The organism is Lactobacillus sp. UMNPBX15, assembly GCF_002553785.1.
In the GTDB taxonomy this organism is placed as follows: Bacteria; Bacillota; Bacilli; order Lactobacillales; family Lactobacillaceae; genus Lactobacillus; species Lactobacillus crispatus.
This window is the reverse complement of the sequence record NZ_PCYV01000126.1, coordinates 1-270: the sequence shown is the minus strand read 5'-3', so window position 1 is coordinate 270 and position 270 is coordinate 1. Positions and strand designations below refer to the sequence as shown.

Here is a 270-nt window from a genome sequence, read left to right as displayed (position 1 = left end):
CCAAGCTTCCTGATAGTTCTATCTTAGCGATGCTCATTTGGCAAACTGAAATTGGAATTGAATCTCAACGACGATTCTGTAAATTCTTCGTTGGCTTATCTCATTCTCGTTTTAACCGTCGAGCTCGAATGCTCTTGCCTCTAATTCGTTGTATCCGTCAGGCTTGGAATCAAGAAGTAAAGACAGCTGGAGAATTTTTGATTATTGATAGTTTCCCAGCCTGTTCGCAATTATCGTGTCAAGATCTTTCGGGGCGTAGCTGATATTGGT

The 270-nt window shown here is 41.5% G+C and carries 1 pseudogene; it reads left to right on the top strand.

Features of this window, described 5'->3' with window-relative positions:
• A pseudogene (locus CP366_RS10585) lies at positions 1–270 on the top strand (IS982 family transposase); the annotation flags it as partial.